The organism is Nicoliella lavandulae (genome assembly GCF_037546185.1).
In the GTDB taxonomy this organism is placed as follows: Bacteria; Bacillota; Bacilli; order Lactobacillales; family Lactobacillaceae; genus Nicoliella; species Nicoliella lavandulae.
In genome coordinates, this window is the sequence record NZ_JAWMWH010000003.1 from 154325 (window position 1) to 172133 (window position 17809).

Here is a 17809-nt window from a genome sequence, read left to right on the forward strand (position 1 = left end):
ATATATGATGTGCACCCCAAAAGTTGTACATTATTATATTGTTTTTCCTAGGCGGAAAGTTTCCGGTATTGAACCGGTGACTTTCCGCCTAGTTTTGTTTTAATACGATGATTATTGTAATAATCAATCCATATTTTCATTGACGACATTAAATCTTCTTTAAAGTCATAATTACAGTCCATGATTTCAGCTTTCATAATATGGAAAAATGATTCCATAGGTGAGTTATCTATACAATTCCCCTTACGGGACATACTTTGAAATATCTTATTCTTCTTAAGCTCTTTTTGCCAGATATGACTTTGATACTGAGCTCCCTGATCACTATGAATTGTCGTTCTGTATGGTAAATCCTTAACTAATTGAATAACTTCTTTCAACGGTTTCATAACACAGTTCATATTTGGATGGCTGCTAATGTTATAGGATATTATTTCACCAGAAAATAAATCCATAATAGGTGAAAGATAAATACGATGATTAATATCACAATTTCCATATCTGAATTCACTGATATCAGTACAGAGCTTTTGATATGGTCTGTCAGTATTAAATCTTCGATTTAATTGATTTGATTTAAGTTTTCCAACCTGACCACGATAGGAATTATACTTACGTGTTTTTCTTGAATATGATGAAGATAGTAAATTATTCTTTTTCATTATCTTTAATACTAGTTTGTGGTTAACACGGTATCCACGATTAGTTAATTCTAAACACACTCTTCTATATCCGTAGGATTTATTTTTATCTTTAATATCCTTGATAATTTTAGCGATTTCAGCGTGCTTATCAGGCTTATTTTGGATTGATCTAATATAATAATAAGTACTTCTAGATATCCTTAATGCCTTTAGTATTAATGTTTTAGTGGTATGGTATTTCAGCCTTAGTTCGTCGATTATTTTAATAATTACTTCTGGTCTTCTTCGTCGTCTAAGGCCCTCAATTTTTTTAAGAAGTCATTCTCTATTCTCAACATTAAATTTTCTTCTTCAATCTTCTTCAATTTTTCTTTATCGGTATTAGTATTGTTTGATTCGGCTTTGTTAGTTTTCCTTTTTGTCATGGCTTTTCTTTCCCTTCGGGACAATAAACCATCAATACCTTTTTGCTCTAGTCGTTTTTCCCAAGTCCAGATAGTTGATGGAGAAGGAATATTAAAATGATAAGCTGCCTCTGGATAAGATGATTTAGTCGTTTTCATCCAGTTTAATATATATTGTTTCTCTTTGGTAGAGTATTCGATTATATTCTTTCTTTTTTTAAGACCATTTAGTCCATGTTTTTTGTAACTCTTAACCCAACATAAAACAGTATTTCTACTTTTAACTCCAAAGTTTCTAGCCACCATTTGCGATCCCATACCGTTTAGGTATGCGTTAATTACATTTAATTTATCTTCTACTTTATATTTAGACACAAAAAAACACCCCAAAGTTTTGTACAAACTTTGGGGTGCAGTGCAATATTGTCTTGTTATTTTAAAATAATTAAAAAGTGGTTCCTAATGATTAATTATGGTAAGGATGATCTGCTAATAGTTTACTATAAAATGCAATCTCATTAATAATTTGGTCTGATTTTTTAATGTAGTATTCTTTTGAAGGAGCGTCTGTTAATAAGGAACCGTCTTCACTAAAGTTTTTATCAACATTTCCAATCGCAGCAAAATTAGGTAATACGATTAAACCGAGTTTCATTAAGATGGGTGCCAATTCGTTTGCTCCAAATTGTCCACCACGTGAATTATTAGAATATGATACTAACTTAGCCGGCTTGCTATCACCTTCATGGGCGAGATAGTCAAGGGCATTCTTAATGACGGCTGGAACGGAATGATTATATTCTGGGGTTAAAAATATATATCCAGAAGCATTGCGCATATCATCGATCCACGCTTGTTCATTACTAGTTAATTGTCGATTAGAGTTATTCATTGGTGGAATTGTTTCGTAAAAGAACGGTAAGTGATAATCACCAATTTTAATAAATTTTAAATCGGTGCCAGTTTCCTTTACAAAGCTGGCTTGATTTTGTTTGAGATAGTTAAAATAATTAGCTCCTAATGAGTTTTCACGAGAGCTACATAAAATGATATTAATGGTTTTTGACATTTTGATTCCTCCGGTTGGATTTAATCCAATTAACAATAAAGATGATTAATGTAAAACTAACCAATGTCTTGAGCTTGGATTCAATTAACCACCTTAAACCTTGCAATATTTATTCATGTGAATATAAATAACATTATAGTTTTATTATTTGAAATGTCAATTATTTATTCAGATGAATTAAAATAAGCAAAATAAAAACATTATTGTAGATTTTAAACAATAATGTTTCTTTAACTATTGATGATTACTATTTAAGGCTTCTAAGGTCTTAGTACATTTTTCAATATATTTTGCGCAACGCTCATGAGAAGGGTTCTTTACCATTCGTCCTAATACTAATCCATGCTTAAGTTTGATTCCACAAAATCCTAAGACTAAATATTTCCAGCGGAAGATAACATTACCCAAACTACGGTAGAAAAATGCGGGTCCATTACTAGATGTAAAAACATCAGCAGTCTTGTTTTGCAGTAACTTATGAGAATTTCCCTTTTCATCATAATAATAGGCAAACTTAGGCGTTAATACTCTATCAAGCCAACCCTTCAGTACAGATGGTTCGGCAGACCACCAAATTGGGAAGAAGAATGCGAGATGATCAGCCGCTTGGATTAAATCCTGGCAATGTTTAGGAAATGATTCATCACTCATGTGCTGGTGATATCCGTATCTTAAAACGGGATCAAAATCAGCATGACTTAAGTCGATCATATCAACATCAAAGCCCATTTGCTTAGCAGCTTCGTAGTAATGCATTGCATTCGTATGGGTAAGGGATTGACTATCAGGATGACCCTGGATAACTAAGATTTTCATTTTACGTTCGCTCCTAAATAATTATTTATTCAACGATTTGATCTAATTCACGGACAAAAACGGGGGTCCAACAATACCGATAGCCAGCCCGAGTAGGGTGACTATCATCGGCCATGTATTCAGGATGCTTCTCATTTAATTTTTTAATGTGTTCATTGCCCCAGATGTCAATGATTTCAAAGTTCCACTTTTGTTGGAGCTTAAATAGTTGTTGTCTCAAGGCCTCATATTCTGGCTCTGGTTTTCTAAGGCATGTAAAGAATATGATTGGACATGACCAGTGTTCATTCACGTAGGCAATAATATATTCAATTGCGCCAATGGTCGTTTCGGTATCAAAAGCATTAATATCAAATGAATTACTGATTTTTCCCATAGGTTTACCTTTACGTTGATCATTGGTGGACAACTGACAGACAAATGCATCTAGTTGTTGATTTAAATCGATATTATCTTTAAGTCGTTCTACATATGATGATTTGTCATTGCCAGCTAAGGTAGTTCCACTAACGGCTTCTTTTACTGCATCAACGCCATGTTCAACCTTTAAAAAGTCAACGAATGAATTACCCTTAGCTGCTAAACCATATGTAATGGATGAACCAAGAAAGACAATTCTTTTATCGTTTAATTTACTGGTGGGATTATAAAAGTCACTAGATGGAGCATATAGTTCGTCATTGCCCTTCATAATTTTAATGCTGGATTTAGCTACTCTATAAGATAAGCCGCCAAGAATGGTGGCAATTGCCGTTTTAAATAACCTATTTTTCATTTCGTAAACCTCTTTTACGATTATTTAATATGTTAATAATATTCTACTATTAAAAAAAGTTTTTTAAAGGTATTTCTTTCAAAAAATAATTAAAAAAGTATGGCATTTTAATTAGAAAGTTGCTATAATAATGTGCATAACATAATTTAAGGGGTGGATTTTTATGACATTTGAATATTCAAAACGAGTACCACAAACTGATAACGACGTGGTTGGAGAAATCTTAGAAGCAGCGGCTAATCCAGCGGTTATTTCATTCGCCGGTGGGTTACCTGCTCCTGAATTATTCCCAGTTAAAGAAATGCAGAAGGCGGCTGACACCGTCTTCGAAACTGAAGGTCAGACCGCCTTACAATATAGTAATGCCATTGGTGAAAAGGTTTTAAGAGATGAAATCGTTAAGTTAATGGCTGATCGTAAAGTTACAACAACAGTAGACCATATTGGGGTGACAACTGGATCAGAACAATCAATTGATCTTTTAGCTAAGATGTTTATTAACCCTGGTGACACTGTTATTGTTGAAGAACCTACATACCTGTGTACACTAGATGTGTTCCGTAGTTACGGAGCCAATATTGTCGGAGTCGAAATGGATGAAAATGGAATGCGGATGGATAAGTTTGAAGAAGCACTAAAAGCCCATCCTGAAACTAAGTTAGTTTACACAATTCCAACCTTCCAAAATCCAACTGGACGTACTATGTCCTTAGACCGACGGAAAGAATTCGTTGAATTAGCTAATAAATACGATATCTTAGTTATGGAAGATGATCCATACGGAGCAATTAGATACGAAGGAACAGAATTGCCTCCATTAAAACACTTTGACACACAAGATCGTGTTGTTTATATGAGTACTTTCTCAAAGATTTTAGCACCTGGGATGCGATTAGGTTGGATTGTTTGTAACTTAGACGTACTTAGTAATTTCGTGGTTATGAAACAAAGTGCTGATTTGCACTCAGACAACTTAAGTCAACACATCATTGCTAAATTCCTTGAACAAAATGATATTTATAAGCATATTAAGGAAATTAGTGATTTATATCACCATCGTTTCGAATTAATGCTAGAAGCCATTAAGAATGAATTCCCAGCTGATGCTAAATACAGTCATCCAGAAGGTGGAATGTTCATTTGGGTTGAACTACCAGGGGACGTAGATACCATGGAGCTATTCAAAACTTGTGTTGAACATAATGTTGCATTTGTGCCAGGTGATTCATTCTATCCAAATCAACCTAAGAGGGGAACGTTTAGATTAAACTTCTCTAATGTTGATGATGAAACCATTAAGGTTGGAATGAAGCGGCTAGGGGATGCCCTTAAAGCTGCATTACAATAAAATGTGAATTTAATATAATAATGAAAAGCACCGTTAGGTTGATATAAAAACCCAGCGGTGCTTTTTAGTTATTATTAATTACTTTTAGTAAAACTCAAATGCAGTGATAAAACGCCCATTATCTGATTTTACAGCAATGCCAATTGTGGTTGAAACCCGACTTAAGAAGTTCTTACGATGCCCCCATTTAGAATCGTTAGCATCTTCGTAAGTCATGGCATTGATATCAGTAACAATGTATTGACTAGCAGACATTTTTTTATACATGTTTAGCGTTCCAATGTTTTCGCCAATCACATTAATATACTTTTTATAGCCAAATTTTTGGGCTAATTCATTACGGTAACTAATTCCATTAGAATCTGTATGACCAAAATTAGAGATTAATTGTGGTATTCGTGCCTGAGCAATTTTGGTTAGTTTGTCAGACCATCTAAATAGTTTTAAACCATGTTTAATCCGAATTGAATTGATATAATAGAACCCCGTATTAATTGCTTGATTATTTTCATGACTAGTATAATTTAACTTTGAATTATCATAAATTGCTGACTCGTTTACTAGATTTGATTGTTGAATCCAGCCCTTTGCCCCATTTGAAAATCGCACATGATAATAAATGTTTCCCCACGGAGCTTGCTTACTACTAATGACGGTCATCCGATCACCGTTACTTTGCATTGGTAATTGACCTTTCATGTCGGTTTCGCTAGTTGCCATGTGATCTAAAATAACGCTGTTATTATCGTGAGCATATAAAGCCTTACTGCCGTTAGCGTATCTAGGTAACATTTGATTAAAATAATAGTAAGCATGTAGCCATTCCGATTGTGGAACAGTGCCAGGAGTGTTATTGCTTTTGCTGATGGTATGACTCATTAAGTGGTCAGCATTTCTAGTGGGGGTCAGTTTTATTTTAGTTTGAATATTTTCTTTAGTAACGGCCTGAGCTTTTACATTAGTAATACGATGGTTCAATGATTCAGTTATGGGAGTTGCAACTTCATATAGAATTGAGAAGGTGGCTATGGTAACCATTAGCTTTTGAGTAAATTTCATAAAAACTTGGTCTCCTTTGATGAATAATTATTAAAATAGCTGAATTTTGTTGTAACGATTGTTCAATACTGCAAAAAGCCTTAATTATAATAGCAAAATTAAGGTGAGACCATTTTTAGCTTGTTTGATTAATGGTTGATTATTAGTGATGTAATGCTTATGTAGTCACTTTTTTTAATTATAACAGTTTTAGGTCAATTAGTATCTTTATTTAAGGAAAAATAGTAATAATTGAAAATTTATGCACGATTCAATTGTATAATTCATGCTGAGATAGCTTTAATGCTTAGAATGGGTTCATAGTAAGTAACATTGACAACTAGTAATAAACAGTTGGAATTAAGAATCGCAGTCAACTGAAGAACATCCATGTTGATAAATATTAAAATTAACGTATATAAAAAGTCCTGCTCATTGAGTAGGACTTTTTGGTTTATCATTAATTATTTTCAATTTTATTTGCATGTTTACTTAACTTCTTAAGATATCTAAAATTCCAAATTGTAAAAGCAATTGCTACAATCCAAGAAATGATGATAATGGCTAGGCCAACAAATACTTTTATTTGAGGATTATGGAACCCAAAGTCACGCATCACTGCAGTACCAGCAAAATTTAAACTTTCGCATAACGCTAAAATTAAAATGAAATTACTTAGCCCATCTGATTGAACATCAGCATGCCGATTGCGAGCTTGAAAACCAATATTGAGAAATAAGAAGATGATCAAAATAAAGTTTTGAATATTAGCAAAGTTAAAAATAATTCTCATGATTGGATTATCGTGCACTGAAATTCCTTCTTTCTTAATCAAATTATTTAACTTTAATTTTACAACATTTTATTTGAAAAGAAACCCTTTTTATGATTTTAGAAAAAGGCCTTAATAAATAAGTAGATGGATAATCCGAATGCAAAAATACCAACACTAGTGCGCATTACTTTAGTCGGAATAAAGCGCACAATTGACGGACCGATAAAACCACCAATAAATAGCCCAATCCCAAGTGGAATAATGGCACTCCAGTAAACATGAGCAACCAAGATGAAAATGATTGATGCAATGAAGTTGGCGGCTAATGTAGCAGCATTTCTAGTTGCGTTATAAACATGGTAGGGACTATCGCTAATTTTGGAAAGCACAGCGATCATAATTACGCCGGCTCCTGCACCAAAGTAACCAACGTAGATTCCAACCAATCCTAGAATTAAATATTCCCAAAACAGAATTGACTTGGACCCGGTTTTTTGACCGTCTTGCTTCTTTTTAGGAATGAGGATTGAACAAGCAGCAAAAAAGATCAAGAATGGAACTATTTTAGAGAAGGCTGCATTAGAACTGTGAAGCAACAATAATGAACCAACTAGTCCACCAATGGCAGTCAGCGCTGTAATGGGAATAACGATTTTTAAATGGCCCCTGAGTTCTTTTAGTGATGCTAATATCGAACTGACCCCGCTACAAATTAGTGCAACGGTATTCGAAGCATTCGCTAATACAGGTGGGATACCAACTGAAATCATGGCTGGGTATGAAATTAAAGATGCCATTCCAATAATACTATTGATAATTCCAGAAATAATTCCAATTACGATTAAAAAAGCAATCGAACTAACTGAAATGATTATCGTCTCCTTTCAATTGAGTATATTTCGATTATAGCACTATTGTTTTATATCTAAATAATTTTTGTTTTTCATGGACCCTTTTTATATAATAATCAATAATGAATGGTTTTAATTAACTTAATTTTCCTAAGGAGGAATTTTTTGAATAATAAAGCAGCTAGTAACTCGATGAAGACAAGGATTACCGCATTAGTGTTGGGATTATGCATTAATGCATTGGGGAACGGGTTAACCATTGCTTCCAATACTGGATCAGCACTCTGGACTGCGGCTGCAGTTAATTTAGGGAATGAGTTTAAAATTTCATCAACGATTTTTATCTTTGCATTTGGTGTTTTTAATGCAGTTTTAAATCAATTCTTAATGATGAAGTTAAACATCATCCGCTTTTTAGAAGAAATTGCATATGTGGTTTTCTTTAGCTATGGCATTCAAATTTTTATCCAAATGTTTGAATCATTTGGGGTCCAAAACCAAAGCTTTATTATCCGATCCGTATTCTCAATTATTGGAGTAACGATGATTGGAATCTCCATTTCAATGTATCAGCGAGCTAATATCTTTATGCATCCCAATGACGATACCAGTAATATTTTACGATTTAAATTTTTGAACGGCAGCGCAATCAAAGCCCAGTTCTTAGATCTTTCATTTCCAGTATTGTTAATTATTATTACTAGTCTTACAACTGGAAAACTGTATGCTGTGAACTTCGCAACGATTTACTTCTTCTTCACAAATGGAATTGTGGTTAAGTACGCTGATAAATTGATTTGGCCACGCTTAATTCATAACTTTAATCCAGACGATAATTTTAAAACGAAAGCATAATAAAAACCTGGCGGATTAGCGCCAGTTTTTTTCATTAATTTAGTTCATCGGGGATTAATTGAGTCTTTAGCTTAATGTTATCCTTGTAGTCAACTGGGACTTCGATAATGGAAGGTCCATCAGTTTGCTTAGCATCATGTAAAGCTTGTTCAAATTCAGCCACTGATTGAGCTCTAAATCCATGAGCACCAAAGCTTTCTGCGTACTTAACGTTATCAACGTAACCGAATTTAACCCCAGCATCACGGCCATATTTAGCAACTTCTTGGAACTTAACCATATCGTAGTAACCATCGACCCAAATAATTTGAATAATTGGTAGGTTTAAGCGCACGGCAGTTTCAAGTTCTTGACCTGAGAACAAGAACCCACCGTCTCCAGAAATTGAAATCACGTGTTGTTCAGGGCGGGTTAAAGCAGCAGCAATGGCCCATGGTAAAGCAACTCCCAATGTTTGCATCCCGTTACTAAATAGCAAGTGTCTTGGTTTGTAAACCCGGAAGTAACGAGCCATCCAAATGTAATGACTTCCAATATCAACCGTGATAGTGGTGTCATCGTTCACTGATTCTTGAAGGGCGTTAATGATTGCTAATGGATGAATTCCTTGGCCATCAACTTGTTCTGGAACATCGGTTGATTGATCGAAGTGTTCCTTTAATTGAAGTAGTTTATCTTTAGTTTCCTCAGGAAGGCTTGAGTCTTCAGGAATAAATGCTGCTAATTCGTATAGGGTTTGTGCTACATCAGCATTAACGATTACTTGTGGTTGGTAATCGGTAGTAATTTCTGGAGTGATTGTATCAACATTAATGATCTTGGTACCTTCATTGTGCCAATTTCTAGCTTCGTATTCGATTGGATCGTATCCAATTGCTAGGATTAAATCACTTTTCTTAAGCACGGTATCACCAATTTGGTTGTCGAATAGTCCAACCCGGCCAAAGTAATTTTTCTCTAAGTCTCTAGAAATGACCCCTGATCCTTGGAACGTTTCAACGACTGGGATTGAAAAGCGGTTTAATAGCTTATGAATCGCATCACTAACTTCAGTGGTCGAAGCCCGCATTCCAGCAAGAATTACTGGATTCTTAGCTTCCATTAGCATTTCAGCAATTTGTTTAATGCGAGTCCGATCAGCACTCCCGTTAGTGATTTCAGGTAAACTAGTAATGACTGGTCGATCAACATCTTGACCTAAGATATCTTGTGGCAATGATAGGAAAGCCGCCCCGTTCTTAGGGGATTTAGTGGTCATGTAGGCATTAGCGAATGCTTCTGAGATATTATTAGGATCTTCGACTTCTTGGCTACTCTTAGTTGCTTGATTTAAAAGGGGAGCACTGTCAATACTTTGATGGGTCAATCGTAAGACGTCATCTCGTTTAACTTGACCACCTAATGCAATTACTGGATCGCCTTCAGAGGTAGCAGTAATTAATGCCGTCGCTAAGTTGGAAACTCCAGGTCCTGACGTTACAGCAACTACGCCGGGTTCACCGGTGATTCGACCAATTCCTGCTGCGATAAAGGCTGCGTTTTGTTCATGTCTAGTAACGATTAGTTTAGGTGCATTCGGATTTTCACTGTGTTGTAAATCTTCGAATAGTTGGTCTACCTTAGCTCCTGGAATTCCAAAGACGTATTTAACTCCTTGTTGGATCATACTTTTAATTAAGGCTTTTGAGCCGGTCATATTATCTGTCATAATCGAGACCTCCATTTTATTTTCAAATACTTGTGGTATACTATTGCTTGATAAGATAAGCGTGTTGCATTATCAACACGATAATTTTATTTTATTATATGCATTAGTGTGTTGCATTGTCAACATAATCGAGGGAAATTTAAATGGAGGACCAATTTCTTATGAAAGACTTAGGATATTTAGCTCAAGATATTTCAATTTTACATCGGCAATACTACAAAGATACCGGCAATGAATTTGATAAATTAGATTTAAACCCCACCGCTGCATGTATTTTACTAACTATTAATGATCATCAAAACATCAATCAAAGCCAAATCGCTCGACAACTCGTCTTGGATAAGGGAATGGTTGCCAGACAAATTAAAAAGTTAGCTGATAAGGGATGGGTAACTAAGCATCCGTTGCCTGGGAAAGCCTTAGAAGTTAGTTTGACTGATTCAGGGAAAGAACTATTGAATAAGGTTCAAACCATTAGAAGTAATTGGTGGAAAGATCGGTTTGCTCAAACTGGGATTGAAGCTGATTCACCAATTATCCCATCGATTGAAAAGGTTGTTAAAACCATTATTGATAATTAAAAAAACACTATTAATTGTTAACGTCAATTAATAGTGTTTTTATTTAAAATTCTTGTTCAATTTTATAATGAGTACCCTTAGATGGATCGGTTTCTTTATCATTAACTTCAAATAATAAGTGTTTGCCATCCTTATCTCGAACCATAACTACTTTTTCATTTGTTGTCCGCTTATCAGAAGTTAATTGGGCGGTTCTAATTAATTCGTTTGGATCAACATTGGATGCAATGGCATTTCCAGGGTTAAATAATACATCTTCAGCCATAAGCATGCCTCCCATCAATTATTTTACATTTTTAATATAACGCGAAGTTAAATGAATGGCAATTATAAAGTCCTTATTTTTGAATATGGACTATATTTCGTGTAATCAAGGAACCTATTTTTAAAAAAATTTGAATTAATTATGTAAGTGACTCATACTATAATTTAGTATTGTAGATTTAAATTAATTCAACCACTCCTTTTTAACTTGGAGTATAATTAATGTTGTTAACATATATAATTTATTTTGGAGGGGTATTTATGAAATTAAAACAATTACTTATTTCATCAATGGTTGGTGTAACATTATTTACAACTGGATCAGCAGTTGTAGCGAATGCTAGTACGTGGTACAAAGGGGTACCTAGTTTCACTAAGACCGTATCATTTAAATCACTATGGATTAGTAATAAAAAACACGATGGGGCCTATAGTTCGTATGCATTTGACAATTCTGCCATTTCACAAGGTTCTTCTACGACAACTAGAAGTACTAAAGTTCTTTCGTATGGGATGGGTGGCGCAGCATTGCTTGGAAGACCTTACTATCGGGTAATGGGTAATAATACTTACGAAGCAAAGGCCACTTTAACTGTTGATGGGCAATATAGAAGAATGATTTTAAAGCGAGTTGGCAAGGAACTAAAAGTTAGCCTATATCAAAACCATAAATGGTCCAACCAAGAAACATACACATTATTAAAGAAGTAACCTAATTGATATTATTAACAATAAAATCGTTATCTTCTGCTTTACGATAATTAAGGAATCATCTTTAATCAGAGGATTCCTTTTTATTTTATTATTTATATAAAAAGAAAAATATAGTATATTTAAAGTGTAATAAACTTAATGAAAAATGTAGTAAAGGAAGGTACATATTATGAACCCAAAAATTAAAAGACTAATCAAGGTGGTAACAACTGCTTCAGCAATTGCCCTATTCGGTGAAGGGTTAATCAATGCATCCACTAATCCTGTCACTGTAAATGCTAAAAAGCACACGACTAAAAAGAAGCATAAGAAGAAACAGGTTAAGAAGAGTAAGTCAACTAAGAATTCCACCAGTGCAAATACATCTAATGATACCAATGTTGGCGCTAATGATGCGGAAAAACAATACCTTAAGGATCCACTAAATGCATCTATTTCTGATTACAACGTTGCTATAGGTGCTTATATACAAGAATTTCAAGATATGGACACAAACACTCAAAAAACGTTTTTCTTACAAGAAGAACATTTTTCAACGATGGAAATTGACCGTTCAAAGAGTAACTTTAATTACCCACATTCATTTAATGGAATGGCTGATTCTGCTAGAAGTTTAAGTAATGCTATAAATCAAGCTGGAAGTAGTATTAATATTAATTCAATGGATGCCGAAGCGTGGGCTAATGATAGGGACTCGCTTTCATCCATAGTTGGCTATTTAAATGATCATGTTGTTCCTGACTTAAGTAAAAAACTTAGTGCCGGACAAGTTAAAATAATGAAGGATGCTTATCAAGAAAGACTAGAGGCAGTTAATAATTTAAATTCAATTTCTAGTAAAGATTCAAACCAAGATGATTATAAAAAAGTTATGGGCGATATAAGCGCTACTACAAAGTATCTACAAACGTTCGCTAATATAGTTGGTAGTATTAAATAGTTATAATTTGGCTAAAATATTTGAACGCATGGATGACTAATAATAATGAAAAGAAGAAGCCCACTTTAAAAACATGATTTAATGAAGAAAAAGAAATAAATTATCATTAATCTTACTGTCGTCATGACACATTGCAAAATGACCAGTTAAATAAAGCTCCTAAGTCGGTGTAAAATCTAGCGTTGCTAGATGAGGCTGGTTTAGGAGCTTTTTATTATTTATTTTTCAACGTCATAAATTAGTAGGATCTTCATTGATAATATTGTCTGAAAATAACTAAGATTTACCTTATATTTCATTTGTTAACTAATCTTATAGTTCAAAAATATTGAATCAGACTAAAGTGATACGGCTTAAAAATGTACTATTCTAATGAACCCTTGTATAGTTTATTTTTTTAATTCATCTTCTATCCTATCAATCTTTTCATTTAGTTGCTTATTTTCATCCCGTAACTTTTTGATTTCTTCGATAACATCATCTATTGTTTTATTATCTTCATCTTTTTCAAAATAAGAAGTAATTGCACTAGTTAAAATGCCAATTATTCCAATACCAGTAAACATTAAAATAACAGCTGCAACCTTACCAATTGGTGTTTGGGGTGAAATATCACCATATCCAACAGTAGTGGTAGTAGTGATGGACCACCATACAGCTTCTCCAAAACTTGTATTTTCAGCTAGTGAGTAAGTCATTGAAGAAATTAAAATTAATATAGTAGCAACAGATAAGACCCATATTAATCCATTGGTCTTTAGGAACTTCTTAGCATTCCGTCCAAATTTACCCAAAACACCAACAAAGCGTAGCATTCTCATTATTTTAAATAGTCTAATTAGTCTAGTAACTCTCGTAATTCTAAATATTGCAAAAAAACTATCAAATGGCAGAATCGCAAGTAAATCAAAAATATTATGTCGAAAGAATTTCCATTTATCCTTTGCGATGATCAGTCTTGTAAAATAATCAATCGCAAATATAGCTAATGTACTATTATCAATTATATTCCATGGATATGCTAAAAGGTTAATTTTTCCATTATAGTCCAGTATAAATATACCTACTGAAATTAGTGCTAATAGTGACATTATTAATATGTATAGTTTATAAGCTATCTTCATCTTTTATCTCCAATTATTAATTATTAAATTCTAGGATTAATTAAAATATAATATAGTTGCTAGTAAATCGTTATTACATTGTAAATCGTTATTACATTGTAAATCGTTATTACATTGTAAATCGTTATTACATTGTCTTATTTTGCTGAATTAACAGTTTAATATACGTAATTATTATCTATTATTTTATTTCTTGTTGTTCATAAATACAATTATCTTTGAATAAATTGATCGTAAGTTCGCTGGTATGAACTACTTTGACATAATCTAAATGTTAGCTATCAACTTTTCACTTTGCTATACTTTAGTAAGTTAATGAAAGGACTGATATAAATGAGTTTATTGCTATCACCAGTAAAGATTGCCAATCTAGAATTGAACAATCGGGTAGTGATGTCACCAATGTGTATGTACGAAGTTCAAAAGAAAGATGGGGTATTAGAACCATTTCATTTTGCACACTATGGTGCTAGAGCATTATCTAAGGTTGGGATGATAATTACTGAAGCAATGGCGGTTCAACCTAATGGTCGGATTACTGATAACGATTTAGGATTATGGAATGATGAACAAGCTGATAAATTAAAAGAATTAGTTGCAAATCTACATTCATTTGGGACCAAAGTGGGGGTTCAGTTGAGTCATGCTGGCCGCAAAGCAGAGGATGCAGATGTGTTATCTGCACCAAGTGCATTGCAATTTAGTTCTGATTATAAGCAACCTCAGGCGTTATCACTTGATGAAATTAATGATATTAAAAATGCATTTGTTAGTGCTGCCAAGCGTGCTGAACAAAGTGGCGTTGATATGATTGAAATTCATGGTGCCCATGGGTACTTGTTAGATCAGTTTTTATCTAACTTAACTAATCAACGAACTGATGAATATGGAGGCTCGCTTCAAAATCGTTATCGGTTGGTTCATGAAATCATTACTGAAATTCGTAAACAATTTAAGGGCTCATTGTGGATTCGATTATCCTTAACTGACTATGACGATTCAGGAGTACAAAATTCAATGGATGACTGGAAACAAGTTGCTAAGTGGTTGGAAAATGATGGCGTTGACTTGATTGATGCTTCTACCGGGGGTCTAATTAACAAAGCTCCTAATTTTCCAGTGCACGATGGATATCAAACACCATTTGCAACCGATTTAAAACAATCAATTAACATTCCTGTATCAACGGTTGGATTATTGGATAACCCTGGATTATGTGAATATATTTTGCAGAATCACCAAGCGGATTTAATTCTCGAAGGGCGTGCTATGATTAGAAATACTAATTGGTTGAGTGATGCTGCTAGAGCACTGCATGATCATAACTTTAAGCCTTACAATGCTTCGTATGAACGTGGACAAAAATAATTTAAATTAAAGTTATCTAATTTATTATCATACCAAATCTAATTATTTTTTAATTATTATGTTGACATTTTCTAATATGTATATTATTGTTATTATCAATAAATCACATTTAAAAGCAATGAAGTAGAAAGAGTAGATTAAAGAATAATTATAAAGAGAGGTTCCAAATTGGTGAAAGGGACTAATTATAATTTAATTCGAAAATCATCTACGAGCTGTCGGGCAAAACTCTTAATTAGTCTAGGCTGGGAATTCCCATTACAGAATCTGCAAATCAATAGGTTTGTTTGAGAGGTTTTGTCTTTGTATCATGAATATATTGACAGGATAATAAAAGGTGGTACCGCGCAAGAAGCGTCCTTTATTTCAATTTATAGTTGAAATAAGGGGCGCTTTTTTGTTTGCAAGTGTGGTTTATCAATCTTCACTTAGGAGGAACGATTATGTTCAATCAAATTGGTAAACTAATTATTAATCATGCACTAGTTGCGCAATTAGCTGATTTAACTAGTGGAACTGAAGTTGAAAGATTTAGAATTGATGAAAATGGTCATATTAGTCACCATCCCTATCCAACCGGGATTGGTGATCAATCTGTAAACCCATGGATCACCAATGATTATCTACAAACAATGCCGGAAGTGATCTCACCGCCAGCTAATAACTACTTGGATACGATTCATTATGCTCACACATTAACAGAAGTGTTAAGACAACACTTAGCAAAGGGAGAATTATTATGGCCGCTGTCGATGCCACCAGTGTTACCGGTTTTAAAAGACAAGTCGCTCCTAGCCAAAACTAATAATCCAGTTAAGCGGGAGTACTTAAAATACTTAGTGGATAAATATGGCATTAGTCACGGCACGCCATGTGGTACGCATATCAACATTAGTGTTAATAACAAACTAGTTGATCAATTAGCATCACTATTACCGGTGCCATTAAATAATACTGCAAACTTGCGGAACCACATTTATGAACTATCTGCCAGTGGATTCATGAAGTATCGGTGGTTATTGACCTACTTATTTGGGGCTAGTCCAGTAGTTGAGGATAATTATTTTGAGCATAGTGATGACGATCGACCTAATTATCCCATCAGAAGTTTTCGGCAAAGCACATATGGGTTTATCAGATCATTCCCAGTGGATTATTCGAATGTTAAGCACTATTTAGATCGAATTAAATTAGGATTATCAGATGGAGAATTGGCCAATGAAGCAGAATTCCATGGACCAATTCGTTTCAAAGGTGATGACATTGAAACAAATGGGGTTCGGTACTTAGAGTTAAGAATGTTAGATTTAGATCCGTTTTCTGAAACCGGCATTAAATTATCAACGTTAATGATGGTGCAATTAATGATGCTATACTTTGTAACAACTGAATCCACTGACGATCTCAATGGAATCGATACAACGGTTAAGTCTGATGATATGAATAACTTAGTGGCTTGCGAACGTCCAGATAATCACTGTGAGTATGAAGAACAAGCATTTGAATTTTTATCTAAGTTAGCAGACTTTGTTGATATGCTCGATTTAGGCCCCGAATATTCAGAATTAGTAGAACGATTTAATAATCAAATTAGTCGTCCGGAATTAACGACTGGAGGTAGACTATTAAAATATGTAGAGGATGGGAAGCTGTTAAACTTTGGGGTAAAACAAGCTCAGAAATTTCAACGGGCTAATCAGTTGTCCGATTATCATTATGATGTTTTTGAAAATAATGATGGGAACTTATCAGTTGCTGAATTGAAACAACATCTATTTAAAGGAACTTGGCAACCAAGATAATACATCGTCTAAAACATTTTATTTGCCTTAAGCGTTCAAATCGTTAAAATATTAGTTACATTGATTGAACGGAGGAATTTAAAATGAAAATTGCAGTAATGGGCGCCACCACTTTAACAGGGAATGCAATTATGCGGCAAGGAACAATGACTGGTAATCAAATGACCGCAATTGATGAAGATGCTGATCGTGCTTATCAATTATTTGGGCAAACAACGCCATTAATTGCTGGAGATCCAATGGAATTAATTAAGGATCAACTAGCTGACTTTGATGTAATTGTTGATGCTTACTTACCAACCCCTGAAAAGGCTTATCGTCAAGTCGATTTAGCAACCAAGTTAATTGCAATGTTTCGCGAAACGCATGCTCCTAAATTGATCTTTATGCTAGGGGCTAATAGTTTATTAACTGGCCATCGGTATGAACATTTATTATTACAAGATTTACGCCATGTTCCATTGATGAAACCATATTTGCCGTTATTTGAAGAACAGTTAAATGAATACCTGTTTTTACGCGACATTAAGAACGTTAACTGGCTAGGAATTTCACCAGCTGTTGATGTATATGAAGGCCCAGTGACGCCATATCAATTAGGTGATAATCACGTGTTACGTAATAGTGAAGGAAAAGCGCAGATTTCTTATTCAACGCTTGCAAAAGCGGTAATTGATGAAATTGAAAAGCCGGCCCACCATACTGCTAGATTTACGGTTGCAGAAGAGTAGGG

General features: G+C 34.1%; 19 protein-coding genes and 1 other annotated feature. Of the genes, 8 read left to right on the plus strand and 11 right to left on the minus strand.

Annotated features, from left to right (window positions below):
• Window positions 1-47: 47 nt before the first annotated feature.
• The 5 genes from R4146_RS07245 to R4146_RS07265 form a co-directional block, all read right to left on the minus strand.
• Entirely contained in the window at window positions 48-950 is a 903-nt protein-coding gene (locus R4146_RS07245; RefSeq protein WP_339960653.1) for an IS3 family transposase, read from the minus strand.
• On the minus strand, window positions 914-1423 hold the full coding sequence (locus R4146_RS07250) for a helix-turn-helix domain-containing protein (RefSeq protein WP_339959675.1): 510 nt from the start codon (window positions 1421-1423) through the stop codon (window positions 914-916). Before R4146_RS07250 ends, R4146_RS07245 begins: the two co-directional genes overlap by 37 nt.
• Before the next feature lie 91 nt (window positions 1424-1514).
• Window positions 1515-2117, minus strand: coding sequence for an NADPH-dependent FMN reductase (locus tag R4146_RS07255; RefSeq protein ID WP_339960789.1), 603 nt, complete (start codon window positions 2115-2117; stop codon window positions 1515-1517).
• A gap of 234 nt (window positions 2118-2351) precedes the next feature.
• Window positions 2352-2933, minus strand: a complete 582-nt coding sequence (locus R4146_RS07260; protein WP_339960790.1) for an NAD(P)H-dependent oxidoreductase — start codon at window positions 2931-2933, stop codon at window positions 2352-2354.
• 25 nt (window positions 2934-2958) lie between these two features.
• Window positions 2959-3708, minus strand: a complete 750-nt coding sequence (locus tag R4146_RS07265) for an SGNH/GDSL hydrolase family protein (protein ID WP_339960791.1) — start codon at window positions 3706-3708, stop codon at window positions 2959-2961.
• Between the two features lie 163 nt (window positions 3709-3871).
• On the opposite strand from R4146_RS07265, the gene R4146_RS07270 reads away from it, so the two are divergent.
• On the plus strand, window positions 3872-5056 hold the full coding sequence (locus tag R4146_RS07270) for an aminotransferase-like domain-containing protein (RefSeq protein ID WP_339960792.1): 1185 nt from the start codon (window positions 3872-3874) through the stop codon (window positions 5054-5056).
• Between the two features lie 84 nt (window positions 5057-5140).
• Here R4146_RS07270 and R4146_RS07275 read toward each other — a convergent pair whose 3' ends face one another.
• From R4146_RS07275 to R4146_RS07285, 3 genes are all read right to left on the minus strand, one after another.
• Window positions 5141-6115: a CAP domain-containing protein gene (locus tag R4146_RS07275; RefSeq protein WP_339960793.1), complete on the minus strand. Its 975-nt coding sequence runs from the start codon at window positions 6113-6115 to the stop codon at window positions 5141-5143.
• Window positions 6116-6554: 439 nt separating this feature from the next.
• Window positions 6555-6905 (minus strand): hypothetical protein, encoded by a 351-nt coding sequence (locus tag R4146_RS07280; RefSeq protein WP_339960794.1) that lies wholly within the window; start codon window positions 6903-6905, stop codon window positions 6555-6557.
• Between the two features lie 80 nt (window positions 6906-6985).
• Entirely contained in the window at window positions 6986-7744 is a 759-nt protein-coding gene (locus R4146_RS07285) for a sulfite exporter TauE/SafE family protein (RefSeq protein WP_339961048.1), read from the minus strand.
• A gap of 141 nt (window positions 7745-7885) precedes the next feature.
• Between R4146_RS07285 and R4146_RS07290 the strand changes: the two genes are divergently transcribed.
• Window positions 7886-8575, plus strand: a complete 690-nt coding sequence (locus R4146_RS07290) for a DUF6198 family protein (RefSeq protein WP_339960795.1) — start codon at window positions 7886-7888, stop codon at window positions 8573-8575.
• 34 nt (window positions 8576-8609) lie between these two features.
• Here the strand turns inward: R4146_RS07290 and alsS are convergent, their stop codons facing one another.
• Window positions 8610-10283 carry an acetolactate synthase AlsS gene (alsS, locus tag R4146_RS07295; RefSeq protein ID WP_339960796.1) on the minus strand — a complete coding sequence of 558 codons (1674 nt, stop codon included), beginning with the start codon at window positions 10281-10283 and terminating at the stop codon, window positions 8610-8612.
• 161 nt (window positions 10284-10444) lie between these two features.
• Here alsS and R4146_RS07300 point away from each other — a divergent pair, with 161 nt between their 5' ends.
• Entirely contained in the window at window positions 10445-10864 is a 420-nt protein-coding gene (locus tag R4146_RS07300) for a MarR family winged helix-turn-helix transcriptional regulator (protein ID WP_339960797.1), read from the plus strand.
• A 43-nt stretch (window positions 10865-10907) separates the two neighbouring features.
• Here R4146_RS07300 and R4146_RS07305 read toward each other — a convergent pair whose 3' ends face one another.
• Window positions 10908-11129, minus strand: coding sequence for a hypothetical protein (locus tag R4146_RS07305; protein ID WP_339960798.1), 222 nt, complete (start codon window positions 11127-11129; stop codon window positions 10908-10910).
• A gap of 260 nt (window positions 11130-11389) precedes the next feature.
• Between R4146_RS07305 and R4146_RS07310 the strand changes: the two genes are divergently transcribed.
• Entirely contained in the window at window positions 11390-11839 is a 450-nt protein-coding gene (locus R4146_RS07310; RefSeq protein WP_339960799.1) for a hypothetical protein, read from the plus strand.
• 172 nt (window positions 11840-12011) lie between these two features.
• A complete protein-coding gene (locus tag R4146_RS07315; RefSeq protein ID WP_339960800.1) occupies window positions 12012-12782 on the plus strand; it encodes a hypothetical protein in 771 nt (256 codons plus the stop codon).
• A 389-nt stretch (window positions 12783-13171) separates the two neighbouring features.
• On the opposite strand, the gene R4146_RS07320 is transcribed toward R4146_RS07315, so the two are convergent.
• Entirely contained in the window at window positions 13172-13906 is a 735-nt protein-coding gene (locus R4146_RS07320; RefSeq protein ID WP_339960801.1) for an ion transporter, read from the minus strand.
• 333 nt (window positions 13907-14239) lie between these two features.
• Between R4146_RS07320 and R4146_RS07325 the strand changes: the two genes are divergently transcribed.
• The 3 genes from R4146_RS07325 to R4146_RS07335 all read left to right on the plus strand — a co-directional run bounded on the left by R4146_RS07325 (window position 14240) and on the right by R4146_RS07335 (window position 17807).
• Window positions 14240-15274 (plus strand): oxidoreductase, encoded by a 1035-nt coding sequence (locus R4146_RS07325; protein ID WP_339960802.1) that lies wholly within the window; start codon window positions 14240-14242, stop codon window positions 15272-15274.
• 109 nt (window positions 15275-15383) lie between these two features.
• Window positions 15384-15639 (plus strand) — a binding site (T-box leader).
• A 78-nt stretch (window positions 15640-15717) separates the two neighbouring features.
• A complete protein-coding gene (locus R4146_RS07330) occupies window positions 15718-17076 on the plus strand; it encodes a glutamate--cysteine ligase (protein WP_339960803.1) in 1359 nt (452 codons plus the stop codon).
• A gap of 83 nt (window positions 17077-17159) precedes the next feature.
• Complete coding sequence (locus tag R4146_RS07335; protein WP_339960804.1) at window positions 17160-17807, plus strand: NAD(P)-dependent oxidoreductase; 648 nt, start codon at window positions 17160-17162, stop codon at window positions 17805-17807.
• Window positions 17808-17809 lie beyond the last annotated feature (2 nt).

Coding starts and splice junctions, on each gene's coding strand:
- R4146_RS07320 (WP_339960801.1), bottom strand. CDS start 13,906: ATGAAGATAGCTTATAAACTATACATATTAATAATGTCACTATTAGCA.
- R4146_RS07330 (WP_339960803.1), top strand. CDS start 15,718: ATGTTCAATCAAATTGGTAAACTAATTATTAATCATGCACTAGTTGCG.
- R4146_RS07275 (WP_339960793.1), bottom strand. CDS start 6,115: ATGAAATTTACTCAAAAGCTAATGGTTACCATAGCCACCTTCTCAATT.
- R4146_RS07325 (WP_339960802.1), top strand. CDS start 14,240: ATGAGTTTATTGCTATCACCAGTAAAGATTGCCAATCTAGAATTGAAC.
- R4146_RS07310 (WP_339960799.1), top strand. CDS start 11,390: ATGAAATTAAAACAATTACTTATTTCATCAATGGTTGGTGTAACATTA.
- R4146_RS07315 (WP_339960800.1), top strand. CDS start 12,012: ATGAACCCAAAAATTAAAAGACTAATCAAGGTGGTAACAACTGCTTCA.
- R4146_RS07300 (WP_339960797.1), top strand. CDS start 10,445: ATGAAAGACTTAGGATATTTAGCTCAAGATATTTCAATTTTACATCGG.
- R4146_RS07270 (WP_339960792.1), top strand. CDS start 3,872: ATGACATTTGAATATTCAAAACGAGTACCACAAACTGATAACGACGTG.
- R4146_RS07305 (WP_339960798.1), bottom strand. CDS start 11,129: ATGGCTGAAGATGTATTATTTAACCCTGGAAATGCCATTGCATCCAAT.
- R4146_RS07335 (WP_339960804.1), top strand. CDS start 17,160: ATGAAAATTGCAGTAATGGGCGCCACCACTTTAACAGGGAATGCAATT.
- R4146_RS07265 (WP_339960791.1), bottom strand. CDS start 3,708: ATGAAAAATAGGTTATTTAAAACGGCAATTGCCACCATTCTTGGCGGC.
- R4146_RS07260 (WP_339960790.1), bottom strand. CDS start 2,933: ATGAAAATCTTAGTTATCCAGGGTCATCCTGATAGTCAATCCCTTACC.
- R4146_RS07255 (WP_339960789.1), bottom strand. CDS start 2,117: ATGTCAAAAACCATTAATATCATTTTATGTAGCTCTCGTGAAAACTCA.
- alsS (WP_339960796.1), bottom strand. CDS start 10,283: ATGACAGATAATATGACCGGCTCAAAAGCCTTAATTAAAAGTATGATC.